This is a genomic window from Anaerolineae bacterium (genome assembly GCA_013178165.1).
In the GTDB taxonomy this organism is placed as follows: Bacteria; Chloroflexota; Anaerolineae; order Aggregatilineales; family Ch27; genus Ch27.
In genome coordinates, this window is the sequence record JABLXG010000029.1 from 12,530 (window position 1) to 31,329 (window position 18,800).

Consider the following 18,800-nt stretch of genomic DNA (forward strand, 5'->3'; position numbering starts at 1 on the left):
CGGTCAGGGTCATGCGTAATTCTCCATGAAAGCGGCCTGCCGCTAACGGGCGGCGGCGCTGGCGGACGCGGCATCATATGCGCTGGCAGCTGCTGCCGCCAGCGGCGAGGCATCGCTGTGGAAAACCGTCCCGCCGCCGCTTTGCAACCCGGCCAGATCGGTGATCACCGCCTGCGGGATGCCCAGGGCGACAGCGTGCAGGGCGGTCTGCACCTTGGGGATCATGCCACCGCTGATCACGCCGCTGGCGATCAGGGCCTGGGCCTGCGCCAAGCTGAGAGAGGGTTGCGGGCGGCCATCAACCAGCACGGCGCTGACATTGGTCAGGAAGACTATCCGCGCCGCGCCGATAGCTTCGGCGATGGCCGCGGCGGCGTGGTCGGCGTTGACGTTGTACGCCCCGCCATCCTCGCCCAGGGCCAGCGGCGCGATGACCGGCGTGACGTCCGCCGCCAGCAGCCCCAGCAGGACATCCGCCCGTACGGCAGTAATTGTCCCCACACGACCCAGGTCGCCGCCGGGATGCTGGAGTCTGACTCCGCGCAACAGGCCGCGATCCGTCCCGCTAAGGCCCTGTGCCTCAACGCCCGCTGCGATAAGCTGGCGCACCAGCCGTTTGTTGACGCCCCCGCAGAGCACCATTTCCACCACGGCCAGCGTAGCCTCGTCAGTCACACGCAGGCCGTCTACCCACTGCGGCACAATGCCAAGCGCTGCCTGAAGCTGCCCGATCTCCTTGCCGCCGCCATGCACGATCACCGCCGGGCGGTCAAGGGCAGCCACGTAAGCAGCCAGGTCGCGGAGGAAGTCCGGGTTATCGATGTCGTTGCCGCCGATCTTGAGCAGGACCGGCGGAGCAGCAAAAGGGGAAGGCGGGGTTGAAAGGGTGGTTGTAGACATGGCGGTAGTCTCCTTCTCCTGGATGGGCTGTGATCGCGGGTCAGAGCAGACCGGTCGTTTCCGGCAGGCCGAACATCAGGTTGAAGTTCTGCACGGCCTGGCTGGAAGCGCCTTTGAGCAGGTTGTCAATCACGGAGACGATCACGACATGCGTGGCGGTTACCGGCGTGACAGAAATTGCGCAGATGTTCAGCCGCTGGGCGTGGCGCAGCGTGGCCAGCTGCCCCGCCGGGAGGATGTTCACCAGCGGCTCGGCGGCATAGGTCTCCTCGTAGAGGCTCTGCAGGCTCGCCGGTGGCCAGGGCGCGGCCAGGGTGACGTAGATCGTCGCCAGCAGCCCCCGGTCTACCGGTAGCAGGTGCGGGGAGAAGATCAGCGGCCCGGCCTGGCCGTCCAGCCTGGCGATCTCCTGCTCGATCTCGCCCGTGTGACGGTGGACGCGCCCGATGTTGTACGGGGAGAAGTTGCCAAACACCTCCACAAAGTGGGTGCTGGCTTTGGGCGTCCGCCCGGCGCCAGAAACGCCCGACTTGGCATCGACGATGATCGGCGCGCCAGGGGCCAGGGCATGGGCCGCCAGCAGCGGGTAGAGGCCCAGCAGGGTGGCGGTCGGGTAGCAGCCGGGGTTGGCCACCACCTGCGCCCCAGCGATGGCCGCCCGGTAAATCTCCGGCAGACCGTAGGGGATGGGCAGCAGCTCCGGGTTGGGATGGGCCGCGCCGTACCACAGCTCAAACGCTTCCGCCGTGTCCAACCGCAGGTCAGCGGAAAGGTCGATCACCCTGATTCCAGCGGCCTTCGCCCGCGCGGCAACCGGCGCAGAAGCGGTATGCGGCAGGGCCAGGAATACCGCGTCCACGCTGGCCGGGTCCGCCGCCTCATGAGGGAGATAGGTCAGGGTTGTGCCGGGAACCGGCTGTCCGGCGTCCTGGCTCGAAGTGGCAAAGACCAGCCGGACGGCGGGGTGAGCGGCCAGCAGCCGGATCAGTTCCGCGCCAGTGTAGCCAGCCGCGCCATAAACGCCAACAGTGATAAAGGGACGGGTTGTCGATTCGGTCATCCTGCTTGCGAGCCACTCCTGTCAAACAAAAATCCCCCCGGTCTGGGGGGATTGAGGGTCGTTTGCCGGGTGTACCGTTCCCAGGCGACACTATCCCTGCCAGACCGGGTTGGTCTGGGGACGACGGCGCGGACGGCGCAGTTCGACCACCGGGATAGCGATCAGCAGGGTCATCCGGGCAGATACTCCGCAACGAAAAAGATGATGCCTACAGGGTAGCAGCCTGCCGGGAGCGCGTCAAGAAACCCGGAAAAGTTCGGTTATCCCGCCGAAAATCGGCCCGCCTGGTTGTGCAGGTCGTCCAAGAGGCGGGCTGGAGGGGGCAGCCAGCGGCAGCATTCCCATGAATCGGTTCGGGGAGCACCTTCGCAACTGCTACTACTTTAGTCCTATAGGGATAGTCAGTTTCTTGACAGACAATAATAAATGTGTTTTGCTGAGATCAAGAGGTTCCATTCGCCGGGATCGGTCCAGACCGCGCTCATAGGGCGACATCGCCGCTGCCATCGGAGCCTGCCGCTATGTGTGATGGAGTGCCTACCGGCACAATTGCCCCGTTTTTCCCCTACAAGGCGGGCACACCTGTGTGCCCTGCGCCGACTTCCGTTCGCAGGTTATCTGATACGCCAGTCTGTGCTGTGGATGAATCGCTTTAATAGGGCTTGCAGGGTTGTAGCTGATTGCCTGGCGGTGCCGCCGTGCACTGTTCACAGGTGATCGGCGCGGGGCAGCAGCCTCCCACCCTGCCAATCCCGGCCACTGGCAACCAACCACAACTTCAGGAGAACAGACCATGCCAAGAGCAGTGACCGAACTCAGGCAAATCCCCTTCGGGTATCTGATCGGCGCACCATTGAAGGCGGCGGTGGAAGCGCAGGCGCTGGCGGCCCGCACCACGGTAGAGTTCATCGAGAAGGTCGGCTTTAAGGAACAGGATAGCGACATCGGCTCGATCTTCAACGACCTCACCCAGGACGCCAACACCGGCGAGATTCGCAACATCACCTTCACCTACAAGAAACTGGATGAAGATGGCGTCGTCAAGACCGTTGAGTTGACCGTACCGATCCTGTCGATTGTCCCCATCCCCTTCATCCGCCTGGATGACATCACCATTGACTTCACCGCCAAGCTGACCGATACCATCGCCAGCACCACCAAGAGCGACTTCAAATTCTCCACTGATGCCAAGGGCAAGTTCAAGGCCTGGTGGTCGCCGGTCAGCATGGAGTTCCGCACCTCCGTTTCCTACCAGAATACGCGGGAGAGCGCGTCCAAGTACGTGCGCGAATACACCATGAATGTCAAGGTGCACGCCGTGCAGGACAGCCTGCCTGCCGGCCTGGAGCGCGTGCTGGACATTCTGGAGCAATCGATCAAGGAGAAGCCGCCGTCATCATAGGCCGGCTTGAGCGGGCCGGGATCGCCAGGGGTGTGCCGCGCCGGGGCTGCCTGGCTGCGGCCCGGCTGACAGGAGGAGCTGATGAGCGCTCAGGCGCTGCCGGAGGGACTCAGTGCGCTGGCGGCTTTTGTCCTCAAGACGGTGGAAGACCTGCGGGCCATGACCGGCGCGCAGGCCGCCGCAGCGGAACTGGCCGACGTGCGCATCCGCGAGATCACCTTCTCCATCCCCTACGATCCCGGCCCCGGCGCGGCAGCGTTGAGTGCCGCTGAACTCCCGTCGTTGACACTCCAGCCGGCCATCCCTGTCCTGCGTCTGCCGCAGGCGGTGGAGCTGCTCAAGCTGCTGCCTGCCCATGTGGTCTTTGAGCGGGCCAGGCTGATCCAGGTTCCAGAGCAACGCCTGGCCCGGCTGGAGATCACCATTCGCCTTTAAGAGCCGTTGAACCGGGCTGCCGTACCGGCGCCCTGGAGGGATTATGGCAGAACTCACACAGGTGCTGGGGACCATCCTCAAAGATGTGGCCCACTCACGGGTGATCAGTGACGCCTTCTCCCGCGACATCAGCGTTGACTACGCCAAAGACCCCATTCTGGTGAGCTTCCCGGTGCCCCGCGTGGAGATCCGCGAGGCATCCATCCAGCTCAAGTTTGCCGTCAACGCCGTGCAGCAGGGGGAAGTCGATCGCGAGGGCATCACCAGGGATCGCCTGTCATCGCTGGCCAGCGCCCTCAGCCAGCGCGTCTACCAGGGCCTGGTCCTGGACAGCCCACAACGCGATCAATTGCTGGCCATGCTGGAAGAAAAAGGGCTGGACCTGCCCGCCCTGCTCGCCACCCAGATCACGCAACTCACCACGAAACAATTCCCGCTGGTCCTGGCGGCGGTGCAGGGCAAACCGCAGGAACTGGTTCGCCAGTTAGAAGCCGCCCTGCAGGAAAGTGTGCGCAACAACGAGGCACTGTGGGCCATCCTTAAGAAGAGTGCCCGCGTGCAGGACCTGCGCGAGCGCATCAGCGCCGCCGTCACCCCCGCCGTGACAGGGTTTGTGACTGAGGTTAGCCAGGCCATTGACTCAGCCGGGCGGGAGGGGCTGCGCGTGGACGTAGCAGTGACCCGCAACGAACTGGCCGATACACCTGAAAGCGTGCTTTCCTTTGTCAGCATCGTGACCGAAATCCGCAACTACGCGTGGACACAGGTGGGCGGCACAGAAGAACAGCCCATCTGGCGCCTGCAGGCCGAATAGCGGGCGCGCACCGACCCTTTTCAGGAGAGAGGCGGCACATCTATGGCAGGTACAGTCCAGGGAATCCGGTCTTTACCCTTAGCCGATCTGATCGGCGCGACCCTGGTGGCGATCGTCCAGGCCGATACCGAAGCCGCCAGGGCCACGCTGGATTTCATCGAGACGGTCGGTTTTGTCCCACCCGCCCAGGAGCAAACCGCTGAAGGTGGCATCGCCGCCGGCAATCTGCGCATGGCGGAGTTCCGCTATAAGAAGCTGGACGAAAACAACGAGGTGGCGGAATTCGTGGCGACCGTGCCGGTGCTGGCTCTGGTCCCCATCCCGGCGCTGCAGGTCAAAGACGCCCGCTTCAAGCTCGCCGCCCAGATCACGGACATCAGCCAGGAGAAACCGGCGGCAACCCCGGCGCCAGCCCCAGCAACGCCGATGGCGCTGGCAGCAACGAACGTCGCTGCCATCAGCCGTCTGCAGCCGCTGCGGTACCAGCTGCTGGCCAAGCCTGCCGCTGCTTCCGGCGCCAAGGAACAGGAAGTCCGAGGCACCTTCCACATCGAACTGGAGGTGACCATGGGCCAGGCGGATTTGCCGCTGGGGATGGAAAAGCTGTTCAACCTGATGGATCAGGCCATTCAGGATCACAAGCCAGCTGAGAAATAAGCGGGCGCGCCCCGGTAATAGACCCGGCGTCCGCGAGTCGCCCCGGCAGGGTGGCCCGCCCAGGATGGCGGGTCTATTATTGGCGACAGCGCCCCTTTCCACCCGCCGAGGATGAGTTTATGTCCGACAAACGCATGAGCGCCCGTGAGGTCCGCCAGACGGCCCGCCTGCTGGAGAAATCCCTCAAATCCACCGCCGACGGGCTGGACATGCTGCTCAAGTCACTGGAACGCGGAGGGCTGGGGGCGGCGGTCGGGCCCTACCAGCAACTGGGGCGTGTCCTGATCCAGCAGCGGCTGTGGGCGCTCGATTACCGGCGCGATGAACTCAAGCCGCTGTGGAAGGCGATCGCTGCCAAAGCGGCAGCCATCCATGCCCTGTTGGCGCCGTTTGCCGCGGTGATGGGCGAATTGAAGGACATCGATCGCATTACGGCGGGCGGGAGTGTTGCCGAAGCCCCCGCGCCGGCCCCCCCGCCAGCCCCGGACGCCCTGACCGGCCAGGTGATCGACCTGCTGGTGGCGGAACTGGCCGTATCGGGCGTGCGGCTGGCCGGGGCGCTCGATTGCCTGCCAGAGGAACGCCGCCAGCGGCTACGGCGGCTGGCGCAGGCGGGTATGCTGGAGGAACACGGCTGGGGCCGGGGGCGCAGCTATCGCCTGACTCCTGCGGCGCGGCAGGCGCTGGCCGAACGGCTGGCGGCGCTCCTGCCACCGGACGAGGGCGGCGGAGGGCGTTAACCTGCCGCGGCTTCCCGCAGCCCGGCCAGCCAGCGCGCCGCCTCCTCCACGGAGAGGGCGGTATTATCCAGCCGCCAGTCGTATTCCTGGAGCTGCGTCTGCTGCTTGTAAAGCAGAGCAGCCTCGGACTCGGTGATGGTTGGTCCCCGTGAGCGCAGGCGGCGCAATGACTCTTCCCATGTCGGCAGCAGCAGCGCGATTTTGAAGTCCTGCCCGGCCAGCAACTCGCGGTAGTAACGGGCCAGGGCGTCGCCAACCACATCGCAGATCACGACCTCATATCCTTCTACCACAAACGACCCGGCCAGCAGGCAGCAGTGTTTGATTCCCAGCCGATGCTGGGCCTGGGCGGGCGAGTCCGGCGGGTCAGTCGGCCAGGGGGCCAGATGCGGGTTGCGCAGCATCCAGCGCACCAGATCGCCATCGATGACGGCGCAGCGCTGCCGGAACTGCGTGGCGTAAACGTGGGCGATGGCGTTCTTGCCGGCAGCAGCCGGCCCTGTCAGTAACGTGATCGGCGGCATGAGATAATCCCTTTCAGTCACGCCTGTTCAGGTAGGCAGTGATGATCTCCACTGCCCGCGCTACACCGTCCTCGGCGCGGATGCGCGCCCCCAGCGCCGCAGCGCGCTGCCGCATGGGCGCATGTTCCACCGCCACGCGGATGGCGTAGGCTAGCTTTCTGGCGGTCAGGGCGCGGCGCGGGATCGGCTCCGGGCTGACGCCGAGTGCCAGAACGCGCCCGGCCCAGTATGCCTGATCCGCCGCGAAGGGCACGATCACCGTCGGGACACCGGCCCGCAGCGCGGCGGCGGTCGTCCCCGCCCCGCCGTGATGCACCACTGCCGCCATGCGTGGGAACAGCCAGTCATGGGGTGCAGCGTCGATGCGCAGGATGGAGTCCGGCAGGTCGGTACGACCCAGCCCGCCCCACCCGCCCAGCAGCACCGCCCGCTGCCCGGCCCGCGCCAGCGCCTCCAGCACGATCGCGGTCACGGTGTCCATATCGCGGCTGATCATGCTGCCGAACCCCACATAGACCGGCGGCGGCCCATCCGCCAGGAAAGCGGTCAGATCGTCCGGCGGCGTCCAACCTGCGCCCTCATCGGTCAGCCAGAAGCCGGTCATGTGGGCGTGATTCGGCCAGTCCGCCGGGTGGGGGATCACCTGCGGGCTACAACCGATCAGGGTCAACGGCGGTGCAGGGGAGTCAAAGGGCCAGCCGTACAGCGGCGGTAGATCGGGGTAACGTCGTTGCAGGATGCGGTAAGACAGCCGGTTGCTGCCCCAGAACAGGGCCGTATACAGGCGGTGGGTGAGGCGGTTGGCCGCCGCCGTGAAGACCGGCAGCCGCGGGAAAAGCAGCGCCGGGAATTCCCCGGTGGGCACAAACAGCGGGTACAGCTGGGCGAAGATCTCCGGGATGCCGCGCTCCACGGCGATCTGGTGGCCAGCCACCGTCAGCAGGAAGCTGTAGAGGACCGCGTCGGCGTCAGCGCAGGCTTCCCGGCACTGCGCCAGTACCTGCCGTCCCAGCGGGAAGGCATATTCGATCACGGCCTGCATCGTCCGTAGCGGGTTCAGCCCGGCGACGTCCACCAGCCGCTGGCTCAGGACGGCGGGGTCCCCGGCCAGCGGGGCGAAATCCAGCCCGTAAGCAGCGACAAAACCGGCGAAGCCCTCCGGCGCGGCCAGCCGGACGCGGTAGCCGGCCCGCTGCAGGCCCAGCCCCAGCGCCACATAGGGCTGCACATCCCCCCGCGAGCCATAGGTCAGTATGGTGATACGCATTGGCGCGATCCCTCTCGCTCCGTCAGGGGCGGTGTGATAGGATGATAGCGCGGTCAGAAACGGCCACACGGCGCGGAGGAAACAGCCGTGCTTGCGGTATATAAAACAGCCGTCCTGCGATTATAGCAGGGCATGCGGGTTCAGGAGGGAAATGGCATGGCGCAACGCCTGGCAATCCTGGTGACGGTGGCAGTCCTGCTGGCGGGCGGCGGATGGCCCGCCCTGGCCCAGGGCGGGGATGGCGAGCGACTCCCCTGTACAGCGGCAGAGGTGGAACCGGTCAGCCATCTGGTGATCGCCATGATCGACTCGCTGGGCCAGGGCGGCCTGAGCGTCGAAGATCAACTCCGCTGGCGGGCGGAGATCGCCGCGCTCGACGTCACCGACTGCGCCGGGATGCGCGACGCACTGCTGCAGCTCCATCTGGCCGCCGATGAACTCCTGATCGGCGCGCTGTTGCTGGAGCGGGCCGCCAACCCCAGCAGCGACTCCGCCGTCACCGACACCGCCGCGCTGGCGATCAACAACGGCCTGACTGCCCTGGTCGGGATGCGCTTCGCCCTGCGCAACACGGACGCGCCCGCCATCAACCCGGCTGATGCCAGTCTGGACGATCTGGACGGTGAAGCGGTGCTGGCGGCATTCCGCGCGGCAGGGCTGCCGGTCGGCGAGGTCACCCACCCGGATGCACCCGCTTCCGCCATGCTGACCGAGCAGATCGACTTCCACCTGGCCGGGCTACCGGAGGGCGAGGGTGGGCAAATCCTGGTCTTTGCCAGCGCCGCCGAGCGGGATTCCTGGCTGGCTGACCTGCTCAGCGAGGAGTCCGAGCCGGGCTACCTGTACCTGCACCGTAACGTGATCGTCCGCCTCAGCCCGGCGCTGGATGGCGCGACCGCCCGGCAGTTCCGCACCGCCCTGCGGGGGATCGAGTAAGCTTCGCAGGCTCTTGGCCGCACCCTGCGGCGCGTCTATACTCATCGTCAGGCGCCTTCTGATTTACCGCGTGCTGGACGACGATGATGAAACTTCTTTCTCCCAATCGGCTGATCGTGATTCTGGCGGCGCTGATAGCGCTGGGGAGCGCCCTGGCCCTGCTGAGCGCGGGCGCCCTGGACGCGGAAGGGACGCGCACCCTGGCCCTCGACGACTCTTACATCCACCTGCAGTACGGCTGGCAGGCGGCGCAGGGCCGCTGGCTGCAGTACAACGATGGGGAAGCGCCCTCCAGCGGGGCCACCAGCTTGCTTTACCTGCTGCTGCTGGCGGGCGGCTTTGCCCTGGGCATCAGCCGGACGGCTATGCCGGAGGTGCTGATCGGGCTGGGGCTGGCGCTGTACCCGCTGGCGGCGGCCCTGCTGGCCGATCTGACCCGCCGGGCGGTTGAGGCGCTGTACGCCCGGCGCGGCCCGCTGGACGATAGCCCGCCGCCGTACTTCCCGCCGTGGAGCGCCGGGTTGCTGGCCGGACTGATCTTTGGCAGCAGCGGCTGGATGGCCTGGGCCTACCTGAGCGGCATGGAGACCGGCCTGCTGCTCACCCTGATCGCCGGGACGCTGTGGGCCTTTCAGGCCGGGCGCGTGCGGCTGACGGCGCTGCTGGGGGCGCTGGCCGTGTTGACCCGCCCGGAAGTCGTCCTGCTGGCCGGGCTATTGCTGCTGGCTCAGGCGATCCTGGACCCGGCGGAGACCAATGACCGGCGGAGGCGCTTCCTGTGGGGTTGCATCCCGGTCAGCGCGGTGATGATCGCCCCGCTGTTCTACCTGGCCGTAACCGGCTCGCCTTCCTCCAGCGGCCTGCTGGCCAAGTCGTGGCTCACCCTGCAGCCCTTTTACCCCGATCGGGTGCTGTTAACCATCCTCGGCACGGCGCTGGATCTGCTGCTGCGTGTGCTCAATCTGCCCGCCCCGGATGGGCTATGGCATGCCTTCCCGCTGGCGCTGGCCTTCGGGCTGGTAGGGGGGCTGGCCCTGGCGGCGCGGGGCCGGGTGCGGGAAAAGCGGCTGGCGCTGGCCGCGCTCGGCTGGGTGATCGTCGGCGCGGCGGCCACCGCCACGCTACAACCTGCCACCTGGCACCACTACCGCTACCAGATGCCGCTGTATCCGGCGCTGGTCGTCCTGCTGAGCGCCGGGCTGGCTGCCCTGGCCAATGAGATCGCCCTGCGCCTGGCGGGGCGCGGCCTGCCAGGCCGGGCGGTGACTGTCGTGGGGCTGCTGATCGTCGCCGTGTGGAGCCTGGTCACGCTGGCCGACTTCCGCGCCCAGTACGCCCTGGACACGGCCACGACCGCCCGCCAGCAAATGGTCCTGGCCGACTGGCTGCGGGCCAACACGCCGGAGGACGCCGTCATCGCTGTGCACGACGTAGGCGTGATGCGCTACCGGGGGGAACGCCAGACCTATGACGTGGTCGGCCTGACCACCGCCGGGATGGCCGCCGTCGCCCGTCACGGGCCGGGCGCGATCTACGAACGGCTGGAGGTGGCTCAGCCAGATTACTACGCCGTCTATCCGGGGGCCGCGCCGCCCTATTACGGGATCGACGTTGCGCCCACGCTGCTTGGCGAGGAAATGTTCCGGGTGGCGCTGGACGACTGGTCGCCCTATACCAGTGCCCAGGATACCCAGGTCGTCACCCGGCCCGACTGGTCGGGCGTTCCTCTGGCGGCAGCGCCTCAACAGCCGCATCTGCTGGAACAGCTGGACGGCTGGTCGCTGACCGACACGCTGGACGTGGCTGACCTGGATAGCGAAGCCGCCCACGACTACGCCTGGTGGCATACCGCCCGGCCGGAAGGCTTCCTGACCCTGCCGCTGGTGATGGCCTACCATGATGCGCCAGGTCTGACCGTGACCGACGCCGCGCGGATTCTGACCGGCGGGGAGTCCTTCACCGTCCGCACGCCGCAGACCGGCGAATGGGCGCTGCTCGTCGCCCGTCTGCACCAGACGCATGACATGACCGTGCGTGTGTACGTCAACGATGCCGACGCCGGGCTGTGGAAGCTGCCAGCACTGCCCGGCGAATGGCTGGAAAGCGCCTTCCTGATCCGGGCCGATCTGGTGCGCGGCCCGCAGACACCAATCCGGCTAGTGATCGAGGACGCCCCGCCGGAGGCCCGCCTGAGCGCCGCTCACTTCTGGCTGTACCAAGGCGAGCCGCAGCTCTTGCCGCCCCCGCCAGGGACAATCAGCGGCGCGGCCTTCGCCGATGTTGTGCGCCTGCGCGGCTATGACCTGCCGGGCAGGGTCTATGCGCCGGGTGAAACGCTGTCGCTGACGCTGTACTGGGAGGCCATCACACCCCACCGCGCCGATCACCGTGTGTTCGCTCACCTGATCGACCCGGAGAACGACACCGCTGCAGGCATCCTGGCCCAGGCGGACGGCGCGCCACGCGGCGGGACGTATCCCTTCTGGGTATGGGCGGAGCGCGAGGCCGTCAGCGACACCATCACGCTGACCATCCCGCCGGACGCCCGCGCCGGCGAGTACCTGTTGCTGGTGGGCATCTATGACGGCGCAACACTGGAACGGCTGCCGATCATCGGTGGGGACGACTTCGGCGCCAGCCGCCTGATCCTGGGGCCGATCACCATCCGCTAAGCAGCAACAAAACGCAGCGGCGGAGCCTTTGTGCCCCGCCGCTGCCGGACCCGCTGTCCTCAGGCCGCCTTTGAGCCAGGTTGTTCGACCTGCTGGCCCAGGTGCTGCGCCGCGTTCACAATCACCTGCGCCGCCAGATCCAGGTCACAACGTCCCGTGTTGATCACCAGATGGTAGAGTTGTGGGTCATCCCAGGCAACATGGAAGAAGCGATCCAGGTACTGCGCTGCGGCCAGGTCACGCTGGTCAATCAACGACCGCGCCTCCACCGGCGAAAGATGTTCCTTTTCCCGGATGCGCGCCAGCCGCCACTCCAGCGGCGCCTGAATGCGCACATGCAACACGCCGGGCTTGTCGGCCAGGATCGCCTGGCTGCCGCGGCCCACGATGACCATATTGTCCCGCGCGTAGGCCGCATTCACCGCCGCCCGTACCAGGGCGATGCACTGTTCCTCATCCAGCTGGACGATGCTGATCTCCGTGGCGCCGGCGGTGCCCCGCGTCCGTTCGGAGACTTCGGCCACGACCCGCTGGCGCGGCCCGAACAGGCTGGCGAAGAAGCTACGCGCCCGGTAATGTTCCTCGGAAAAGTCGACCGCTTCATCCCGCGATAGGCCGACTTCCACGGCCACCTGTTGCAACAGACGTTTATCCAGCAACCGGTATCCCAGCAAGTTACAGACTTGCTCAGCGATTTCATCCCCGCCGCTCCCGTACTGGCGGGAAATCGTGATGACTGCCATCGTGCTTGCCCCCTTGAACCACTGTTAACGGCCGGCGTGATGCCTTTCGGCGGCGGAATCGATATGGCTCTCAGCGGGCGGCATGGGGTCCAGGGAAACCGCGTTGTATAACCCATCTATGTTTATTGTACAGCCATATTCACACAGGATAGCAGAACGGTTTCTTTACCCTGCCTTGAGGGGGTTTCCCAAATATCGCAAGGGCATTTCACCATCATATCGCAATGTTAAAAAATCGTGAAACAGGTTATCCACAGGCCGGTTGAAGATGAGAAAATTTAACATTGCCCGCCGCCCTAACGACCACCCCCACATCTGGCGATCACCCCCCTGCTGACCGGCCAGGACTCCCGCATATAAAGCTTTTCGAAAATCTGTTCGAGAGCGATTCGATTCCCCACCGGTGGGCAATTGTGGATAACCGCCGGGAATCTGGGGATAAACCCGGAAAGCTGTGGAAAAGTTAAGGCGCCTGATTCACCCGCCAGCCAGCGCTGGCAGCGAATAAGCCGCCACCCCCAACCGCTGGCATCGCACAAACGTGCGGCTTCTGGCAACGTTGCGCCTGTGGAAAAGCGCCTGAATCATCCACATTGCCTGCTGTGGATATGTGGACAAGCCTGGCCCGCACCGACAGGATCGCCACTGCTGCTCACCCCCACTGCTGGGGGGACATGAGCTGTCTATCGCCTCCTGTCCACATATCCACAGGGCCTGCTATGATGACTGAATGACTCTGATCCGGCTGGGGATAGCTGAGGTGTGGGGGCAATTGCCCCGCGCCGGGAATTCAAGTACGATGATCACCACCATCTGGCGTTATCCGGAGAGAGGACAGCGCCCTCCTTATGGCAACACATGAATCGCCTGAGGTGCTACGCCAGCGAGTCGACACACTGACCCGACTGGTGCAGGTCAGCCTGGTGCTCAATTCCACACTGGCGCTCGACCCGCTGTTACGCTTTATCATGGATTCGGCCAGTGCGCTGGTCGACGCTGAAGCAGCGTCGATTCTGCTGCTGGATAGCGATACGCATCATCTGGTCTTTGCCGCCAGCAGCAGCGCCGGCTCGCAGGGGCTAATCGGCCAGCCGGTCCCGCAGGAAGGCAGCATCGCCGGTCAGGTCCTCCGGGAAAACCGCCCGCTGGCGATCAACGATGTCCGCCGCGATCCGCGCCATTACCGCCGGATGGACGAGATCACGCAGTTTGAGACGCGCTCCGTGCTGGGTGTGCCCATGCTGATCAAGGAGCGTCCGATCGGCGTACTGGAGGCGGTCAACAAACGGGTTGGCCCCTGGACAGTGCAGGATCGCACCACGCTGACCATCCTGGCCTCTCAGGCCGCCGTTGCCATTGAAAATGCCCGGCTGGTCAGCGCCCTGCAGAAGGCCAACCAGGAACTCTCCCGGCTGGATACACTCAAGAATCAATTCATTGCTATTGCCAGCCATGAACTGCGCACGCCGCTGGGCATCATCCTGGGTTATGCCTCATTCCTCAAAGAGGAAGCGCAGGGCGCCGTCAGCGCCCACGCCGAGGCCGTCTTCCGCGGTGCGCTACAACTGCGGGCGGTCATTGAGCAACTCACCAACCTGGGTTACCTCAAGCAACATGGCGGGGTAGAGTTGGTGCGGGCCTGGACGCCGCTGGCTGACCTGCTCCACGCCGCTGAGCAGGATATCGCTTCCCTGGCGGAAGCCAAGCGGCACCGCTTGAACGTGCTGATCCCGGCGGATGCGCCAGCGCTGTACGTGGATGCTGTGCGGGTTCAATCAGCGCTGGGCAACCTGCTGAATAACGCTGTCAAGTTCACCCCTGAGGGCGGGACGATCACCCTGCGAGCAGAGGTTAAACCGTCTGAGGTGTGGGTCATCATCAGCGACAATGGTATTGGCTTCCCTCCTGACCAGCGCGAAAAGATCTTCGAGGAGTTCTACCAGGTTGAAGATCACCTCACCCGGCACTATGGCGGGATCGGCCTGGGGCTGGCCATCGCCAGGGCGCTGATCGAGGCGCACGGTGGGCGCATCTGGGCGGAAAGCGCTGGGCCGGGCCAGGGCGCTACCTTCACCTTCTGCCTGCCGCTGGACGCCGACCTGCCACCATTGCGGTAGCGCCGCGCCAGGCATGGGGGGGGGCGGCAGGATGACCGGTAGCCCCGGCATGGATCAGCTTCCGGCTATTGCTCATGTAACGCTTGTCTCCTGCCATGTGCCGCTTTTCCCCCGGCCTCCTGGCTTCCTGCCTGAGGAGTCGCTTGCGCAAAGCCCGGCGATAGGGCAAAGTCTGGCAAAAACGCATTGGAGACAGTCAGACACCGCGGGGGAGAGTTAAGCCAGGATGCTGGAAGCGTTGATCTTCGATTTTGACGGTCTGATGGTTGATACGGAAAGCACCGTCCTGCAAAGCTGGGCGGAGGTTTACCGCGAGCACGGCTTTGAACTGCCGCTGGACGAGTGGATCCGCAGCATCGGCGCGGATTACGGCCCGGAAACGTTTGACCCGTGCCTCGATCTGGAGGCGCGGCTGGGGCGTCCGCTGGACTGGCAGGCGATCCAGGCGCGCCGCTACGCCCGCGAGCTGGCCCTGGCCAGCCAGCAACCGGCCCTGCCGGGCGTCGTCGCCCTGCTGGATGACGCGCAGGCGCACGGCCTGCGCCTGGCGGTGGCTTCCAGTTCTTCGCACCGCTGGGTTGATGGCCACCTGCGGCGGCTGGGGCTGTTTGATCGGTTCCAGGCGATTGTTTGCGCCGACGACGTCGCCCGGACCAAGCCCGCGCCCGATCTGTTCCTGAAGGCGGTTGACCTGCTGGGCGTCCCAGCGCACAGCGTGGTCGTGTTGGAGGATTCGGCCAATGGCGTGATCGCGGCGCGGGCAGCAGGGTTGTTCTGTGTGGTTGTGCCGACCGAACTGACCCGCCGCCTGGACCTTTCCGCAGCCAGTATGCGCGTCCAGTCACTGGCCGAATTGAGCGTGGATCTGCTGGATCGCGCCCTGCGCAACAATCATCAGTAGGGAGGATGACCTGTGACCGAAGTAGCGGAAGCTTTTGAGATGACGATCGCCCGCCAGATACGCCTGCCGTACCTGTTAACCCTGCCAGAGGGCTACCGGGAGGATGGCGAGCGCTGGCCGGTGATCCTGTTTTTGCACGGTGCGGGGGAGCGCGGCACTGACCTGGAGCGTGTCCGCATTCATGGCATCCCGAAAGTGGTTGCCGCACGACCCGATTTGCCGTTCATCACCGTTTCGCCGCAATGCCCGGAAAACCAGTGGTGGCCGGACTTTCTGGAAGCGCTGATCGGGCTGCTGGATGAGGTGCTGGGCCGCTACCACGCCGATCCCGATCGCGTCTATTTGACCGGTTTGAGCCTGGGCGGTTTTGGATCATGGCACCTGGCCAGCACCTACCCGGATCGCTTCGCCGCGGTCGCCCCGATCTGCGGCGGCGCGTTATGGGTGCACGGCTTCCCGCAGCGGGTGTGCGCCCTGCGCGACGTGCCGGTGTGGGCTTTTCATGGCGGCAGTGATGACGTTGTGCCGCTGGTGACTTCGCAGCAACTGGTCGATACGCTGCGGGAATGCGGGGGGAACGTGACTTTCACCGTCTACCCTGATGTTGGCCATGATTCCTGGACACAAACGTACGACAGCCCTGCCCTGTACGAGTGGTTCCTGGCCCAGCGGCGCGGCAGCTGAACGATGAGATTGTGGGAAGGCTGGGTCAGGCATGGCCCGCTGGCGCTGCACTTCCTGACCGGCGTACCTTCCCTGGCGGAAGGGCACGGCACACCGCTGCTGATTGTCCCAGCCCTGGCGGAAGCCGCGGAAGATTACGCCGATCTGCTCCAGGCGCTGGCCCCCCGGCCCTGCTTCGCCCTCAGCCTGCGCGGGCGAGGGCAGAGCAGCGCGCCCACGCACGGCTATACCCTGGCCGACCATGTCAGCGATCTGGAAGCTTTTGTGGCCGCCCTGGAGCCACCCCCGTTCTGCCTGCTTGGGTGCGGGCATGGCGTCGTCTACGCCCTGGCCTATGCCGCCCGCTGGCCGGATCGGTTGGCCGGGCTGATCGTGGGCGACCATCCGGCCAGCCAGCCGGCCCTGCCGCCGGGCTGGGTGGAGGATTTCCTGGGTTCAACCTGGCGGAACCTGCCGGTTTCCGAGCGGATGATGTGCCATGTGGTGGAAGGGTTGCAGCGGGAGGCGGAGGAAGTCTCCCTGTGGGAGGCGCTGCCGGGCATCACCTGCCCGGCCCTGATCCTGTATGGCGGGCAGCCGGGCGCGGGGCTGGCCCTGCCGGAGGTCGAACGGTACCTGCAGCTGCTGCCTGATGCGCGGGTGTGGCGTCTGCCGGAGAGCGGCGGTTGCCTGTGGGAGCCAGATTACGCGCAGGCGGTGCTGGCGATCGGCGCCTTTCTGCATCGGCTGGATGAAGCCGGGCGGTCATGACTGCCCCGACTGGTGGACAAAAGGAGGGCAGGCGAGGGAAGCCCGACGCCTGCACTCCTGGCGTTCATGGTCTGCGCTGATCGGCTAGGATGTTGGGCTCGGGGTGGTCAGGGCGGGGACCATCAGCTGTTGTAGCAGGTAAGAGATCTGAACGCGGCTCATGCCTTCCAGCTGGGTATCGCCAGCGGCGGAAGCATAATCAGCGGCCAGCTGGAAGCTGGTGACCGCCTCCTGCAGCTTGCCCATGTTCTGGTAGGCGACGCCTTGCAGATAGTAGGCGACCGCTTTCTGCGGCTCGCGGGCCAGGATGACCTGCAGATCTTCCAGGGCACGGGCGGGCTGGAAGGTGCGCAGGTAGACCTCAGCCCGCATGATCAGGAAGTTCGATTCGTCCTCAGCCAGCCGCTTGGCCGCGCCGTAGGCCTGTTCCGCTGACTCTGTCTGGCCGAGTTGCTCATAGTATGCGCCTTCCATGATCAACAGGTAAGGGTCATCGGGCACGGCAGTCTGGGCGATCTGGATCTCCTGGATCGCCCCGGCGTAGTCGCCCTGTTCGGCCAGCACGCCGGCAGCGTCGATGCGCAGGGCGCGCTCCCGTACGGCAGGATCGGGGGCCAGGAAAGCCTGGTAGAGGATAGCCGCCAGGATCACGACAGCCACCACGATTGCCGCGATGCGCAACACCTGCTTGAGCCGGGCGCGGCGCTGTTCCGCCACAATGCGCTCGATATGCCACCACCAGTGATCTTCCGGAACCTCTGCCGGGCGGATGGCCGCCAGCGCCGCCGCGCCGCCAACAGCATTCAAAAAAACAGCCGCCTTGCGCTCCAGCCGGGCGTACAGGGATTGCAGGCGCACCTCTTCCGCCAGGAAATCGCCGCCCTTGCCCTTAAGTTCGGCCAGTTGCACCGTCGCTTCGTCCAGCAGAAGCGGGATGCGCCGCGCCTCCTCAGGGCTGCTGCGCCCCAGAATCCCGACCTGTCTTTCCAGTTCGTCCAGTGTTTCCCGGAGCCGATCGACAGCTGTAAGGGGTCGATGCCGATTGGCTTCTCTTGATAATGTGGTCTTAGTCATCGCTGTTTTCCCTGTAAGGTGCCCCGTCACCAGCTATGGTCAAGCGAGTTGGAAGAAGAAGTCGCCCCCAGGCGCGGAACCTTTGGACCAGCCGTATCGCCTGATGCGGTGAATATCCTCAGATCGGCAGTGTTAGCGCGGTGATCGTCAGAATCAGGCAACCCGTCACCTGCGAATCGCCCATACGTCGCGTGTTTCTCCGGGCCTCTGAGTGGCAGGATTGGCCGGGCTAAGGGAGCCACTGCGCCACATCTGCGCCGTAACAAACGTCTTCCACCTGCCAGACCGCCCAGGCGTAGCCCTGATCGACCCAGATTGTCTCGGCTACCAGCGGCATCTGCACCCCGCTGAGAGTTCCCCAGCGGCGGATGGCATTGCGCCAGCCGGTGAATGGTGCGCCCGCCGCCCGCTGCCGCATCCCGAAGCATTCCGTGGGCAGGCCCGTCGCCGGGTCAAAAGTGAAGAGCAGGCTATCCTCCTCTTCACCAAAGGGGAAGTGCAGCCGCGCCGAGTTTGCGTCAACGGCTTCCCAGCGCACAGCAGGATCGGCGTAGGCGAAGGGCAGCCAGATCATCTCCGCCCACAGGCCCATGTTTGCTGCTCGATTGACTGCCGGATCGTCGTCGATAACCCGCCCCAACAGGTTGAAGTGTGACCGCCCCCGGTTGTAGTTCTCCTCCACCCGCCCGACCGGGAAGCCAAACCACGTGATCTCAATGGTATGATGGTAACCCTGCCCGACAGCGTAGTAGAAGCGGAAGCGCGCCGGGAGCCGCAGCGGGCTAAAGCGCAGGCGGATCCGGCCTGTGAGGATGGCCGTCCGGTAGCCTGGGAGCTGCCCCCCCAGGACGGTGCGCAGGTAACGTGCGACCGGGGCAGGCAGGTCAGCCGGCAGATCGCCACTGCTGACCGCTGCTGCGGGCAATGTCACCGACGGGAAGGGACGCGGTCGGACAAGGAAGCCCAGTCCGCCCAGCCCCAGCAGCGCCAGCAAGCCGACCACAAAACCAGCCGTCATTAATCTCTCCTTCTCTCCCTGCCATACACCTGCTATTGTAGATCAGCCCGGCGGCAAGCCAAAGGAAAAGCGGGGATGTTTCTGCCGCTGACTGCCGCCTTAGCAT

Annotated in this window: 18 protein-coding genes; 11 read left to right on the forward strand and 7 right to left on the reverse strand. The window is 65.5% G+C overall.

The features are described 5' to 3' along the window. Positions 1-42 precede the first annotated feature (42 nt). Both argB and HPY64_14690 read right to left on the reverse strand, forming a co-directional pair. A complete protein-coding gene (gene argB, locus HPY64_14685; protein ID NPV68386.1) occupies positions 43-900 on the reverse strand; it encodes an acetylglutamate kinase in 858 nt (285 codons plus the stop codon). 40 nt (positions 901-940) lie between these two features. Beyond that, positions 941-1,960: an N-acetyl-gamma-glutamyl-phosphate reductase gene (locus HPY64_14690; protein ID NPV68387.1), complete on the reverse strand. Its 1,020-nt coding sequence runs from the start codon at positions 1,958-1,960 to the stop codon at positions 941-943. 793 nt (positions 1,961-2,753) lie between these two features. Between HPY64_14690 and HPY64_14695 the strand changes: the two genes are divergently transcribed. The 5 genes from HPY64_14695 to HPY64_14715 all read left to right on the forward strand — a co-directional run bounded on the left by HPY64_14695 (position 2,754) and on the right by HPY64_14715 (position 6,008). Then, positions 2,754-3,362, forward strand: coding sequence for a DUF2589 domain-containing protein (locus HPY64_14695; protein ID NPV68388.1), 609 nt, complete (start codon positions 2,754-2,756; stop codon positions 3,360-3,362). 81 nt (positions 3,363-3,443) lie between these two features. Beyond that, positions 3,444-3,797, forward strand: coding sequence for a hypothetical protein (locus HPY64_14700; GenBank protein NPV68389.1), 354 nt, complete (start codon positions 3,444-3,446; stop codon positions 3,795-3,797). A gap of 43 nt (positions 3,798-3,840) precedes the next feature. Beyond that, positions 3,841-4,611, forward strand: coding sequence for a hypothetical protein (locus HPY64_14705; GenBank protein ID NPV68390.1), 771 nt, complete (start codon positions 3,841-3,843; stop codon positions 4,609-4,611). Between the two features lie 42 nt (positions 4,612-4,653). Continuing rightward, positions 4,654-5,268 carry a DUF2589 domain-containing protein gene (locus HPY64_14710; GenBank protein NPV68391.1) on the forward strand — a complete coding sequence of 205 codons (615 nt, stop codon included), beginning with the start codon at positions 4,654-4,656 and terminating at the stop codon, positions 5,266-5,268. Positions 5,269-5,387: 119 nt separating this feature from the next. Then, a complete protein-coding gene (locus tag HPY64_14715; GenBank protein NPV68392.1) occupies positions 5,388-6,008 on the forward strand; it encodes a hypothetical protein in 621 nt (206 codons plus the stop codon). Here HPY64_14715 and HPY64_14720 read toward each other — a convergent pair. Both HPY64_14720 and HPY64_14725 read right to left on the reverse strand, forming a co-directional pair. Beyond that, on the reverse strand, positions 6,005-6,532 hold the full coding sequence (locus tag HPY64_14720; protein ID NPV68393.1) for a hypothetical protein: 528 nt from the start codon (positions 6,530-6,532) through the stop codon (positions 6,005-6,007). The two genes, HPY64_14715 and HPY64_14720, sit on opposite strands and share 4 nt — an antisense overlap. 13 nt (positions 6,533-6,545) lie before the next feature. Next, complete coding sequence (locus HPY64_14725; GenBank protein ID NPV68394.1) at positions 6,546-7,799, reverse strand: glycosyltransferase family 1 protein; 1,254 nt, start codon at positions 7,797-7,799, stop codon at positions 6,546-6,548. 156 nt (positions 7,800-7,955) lie between these two features. Here HPY64_14725 and HPY64_14730 point away from each other — a divergent pair, with 156 nt between their 5' ends. Both HPY64_14730 and HPY64_14735 read left to right on the forward strand, forming a co-directional pair. Next, complete coding sequence (locus tag HPY64_14730; protein ID NPV68395.1) at positions 7,956-8,735, forward strand: hypothetical protein; 780 nt, start codon at positions 7,956-7,958, stop codon at positions 8,733-8,735. Between the two features lie 86 nt (positions 8,736-8,821). After that, a complete protein-coding gene (locus HPY64_14735) occupies positions 8,822-11,407 on the forward strand; it encodes a hypothetical protein (protein NPV68396.1) in 2,586 nt (861 codons plus the stop codon). A gap of 59 nt (positions 11,408-11,466) precedes the next feature. On the opposite strand, the gene HPY64_14740 is transcribed toward HPY64_14735, so the two are convergent. Then, positions 11,467-12,150 carry a cytidylate kinase-like family protein gene (locus tag HPY64_14740; protein ID NPV68397.1) on the reverse strand — a complete coding sequence of 228 codons (684 nt, stop codon included), beginning with the start codon at positions 12,148-12,150 and terminating at the stop codon, positions 11,467-11,469. 848 nt (positions 12,151-12,998) lie between these two features. Here HPY64_14740 and HPY64_14745 point away from each other — a divergent pair. The 4 genes from HPY64_14745 to HPY64_14760 all read left to right on the forward strand — a co-directional run bounded on the left by HPY64_14745 (position 12,999) and on the right by HPY64_14760 (position 16,602). Further along, positions 12,999-14,267 carry a GAF domain-containing protein gene (locus HPY64_14745; protein NPV68398.1) on the forward strand — a complete coding sequence of 423 codons (1,269 nt, stop codon included), beginning with the start codon at positions 12,999-13,001 and terminating at the stop codon, positions 14,265-14,267. Positions 14,268-14,493: 226 nt separating this feature from the next. Continuing rightward, positions 14,494-15,168, forward strand: a complete 675-nt coding sequence (locus HPY64_14750; protein NPV68399.1) for an HAD family hydrolase — start codon at positions 14,494-14,496, stop codon at positions 15,166-15,168. Positions 15,169-15,207: 39 nt separating this feature from the next. Beyond that, positions 15,208-15,852 carry a prolyl oligopeptidase family serine peptidase gene (locus HPY64_14755; protein NPV68400.1) on the forward strand — a complete coding sequence of 215 codons (645 nt, stop codon included), beginning with the start codon at positions 15,208-15,210 and terminating at the stop codon, positions 15,850-15,852. Positions 15,853-15,855: 3 nt separating this feature from the next. Then, positions 15,856-16,602: an alpha/beta fold hydrolase gene (locus HPY64_14760; protein ID NPV68401.1), complete on the forward strand. Its 747-nt coding sequence runs from the start codon at positions 15,856-15,858 to the stop codon at positions 16,600-16,602. Between the two features lie 84 nt (positions 16,603-16,686). On the opposite strand, the gene HPY64_14765 is transcribed toward HPY64_14760, so the two are convergent. Beyond that, positions 16,687-17,676, reverse strand: a complete 990-nt coding sequence (locus HPY64_14765; protein ID NPV68402.1) for a hypothetical protein — start codon at positions 17,674-17,676, stop codon at positions 16,687-16,689. Positions 17,677-17,905: 229 nt separating this feature from the next. Continuing rightward, entirely contained in the window at positions 17,906-18,694 is a 789-nt protein-coding gene (locus HPY64_14770) for a hypothetical protein (GenBank protein ID NPV68403.1), read from the reverse strand. Positions 18,695-18,800: the final 106 nt, after the last annotated feature.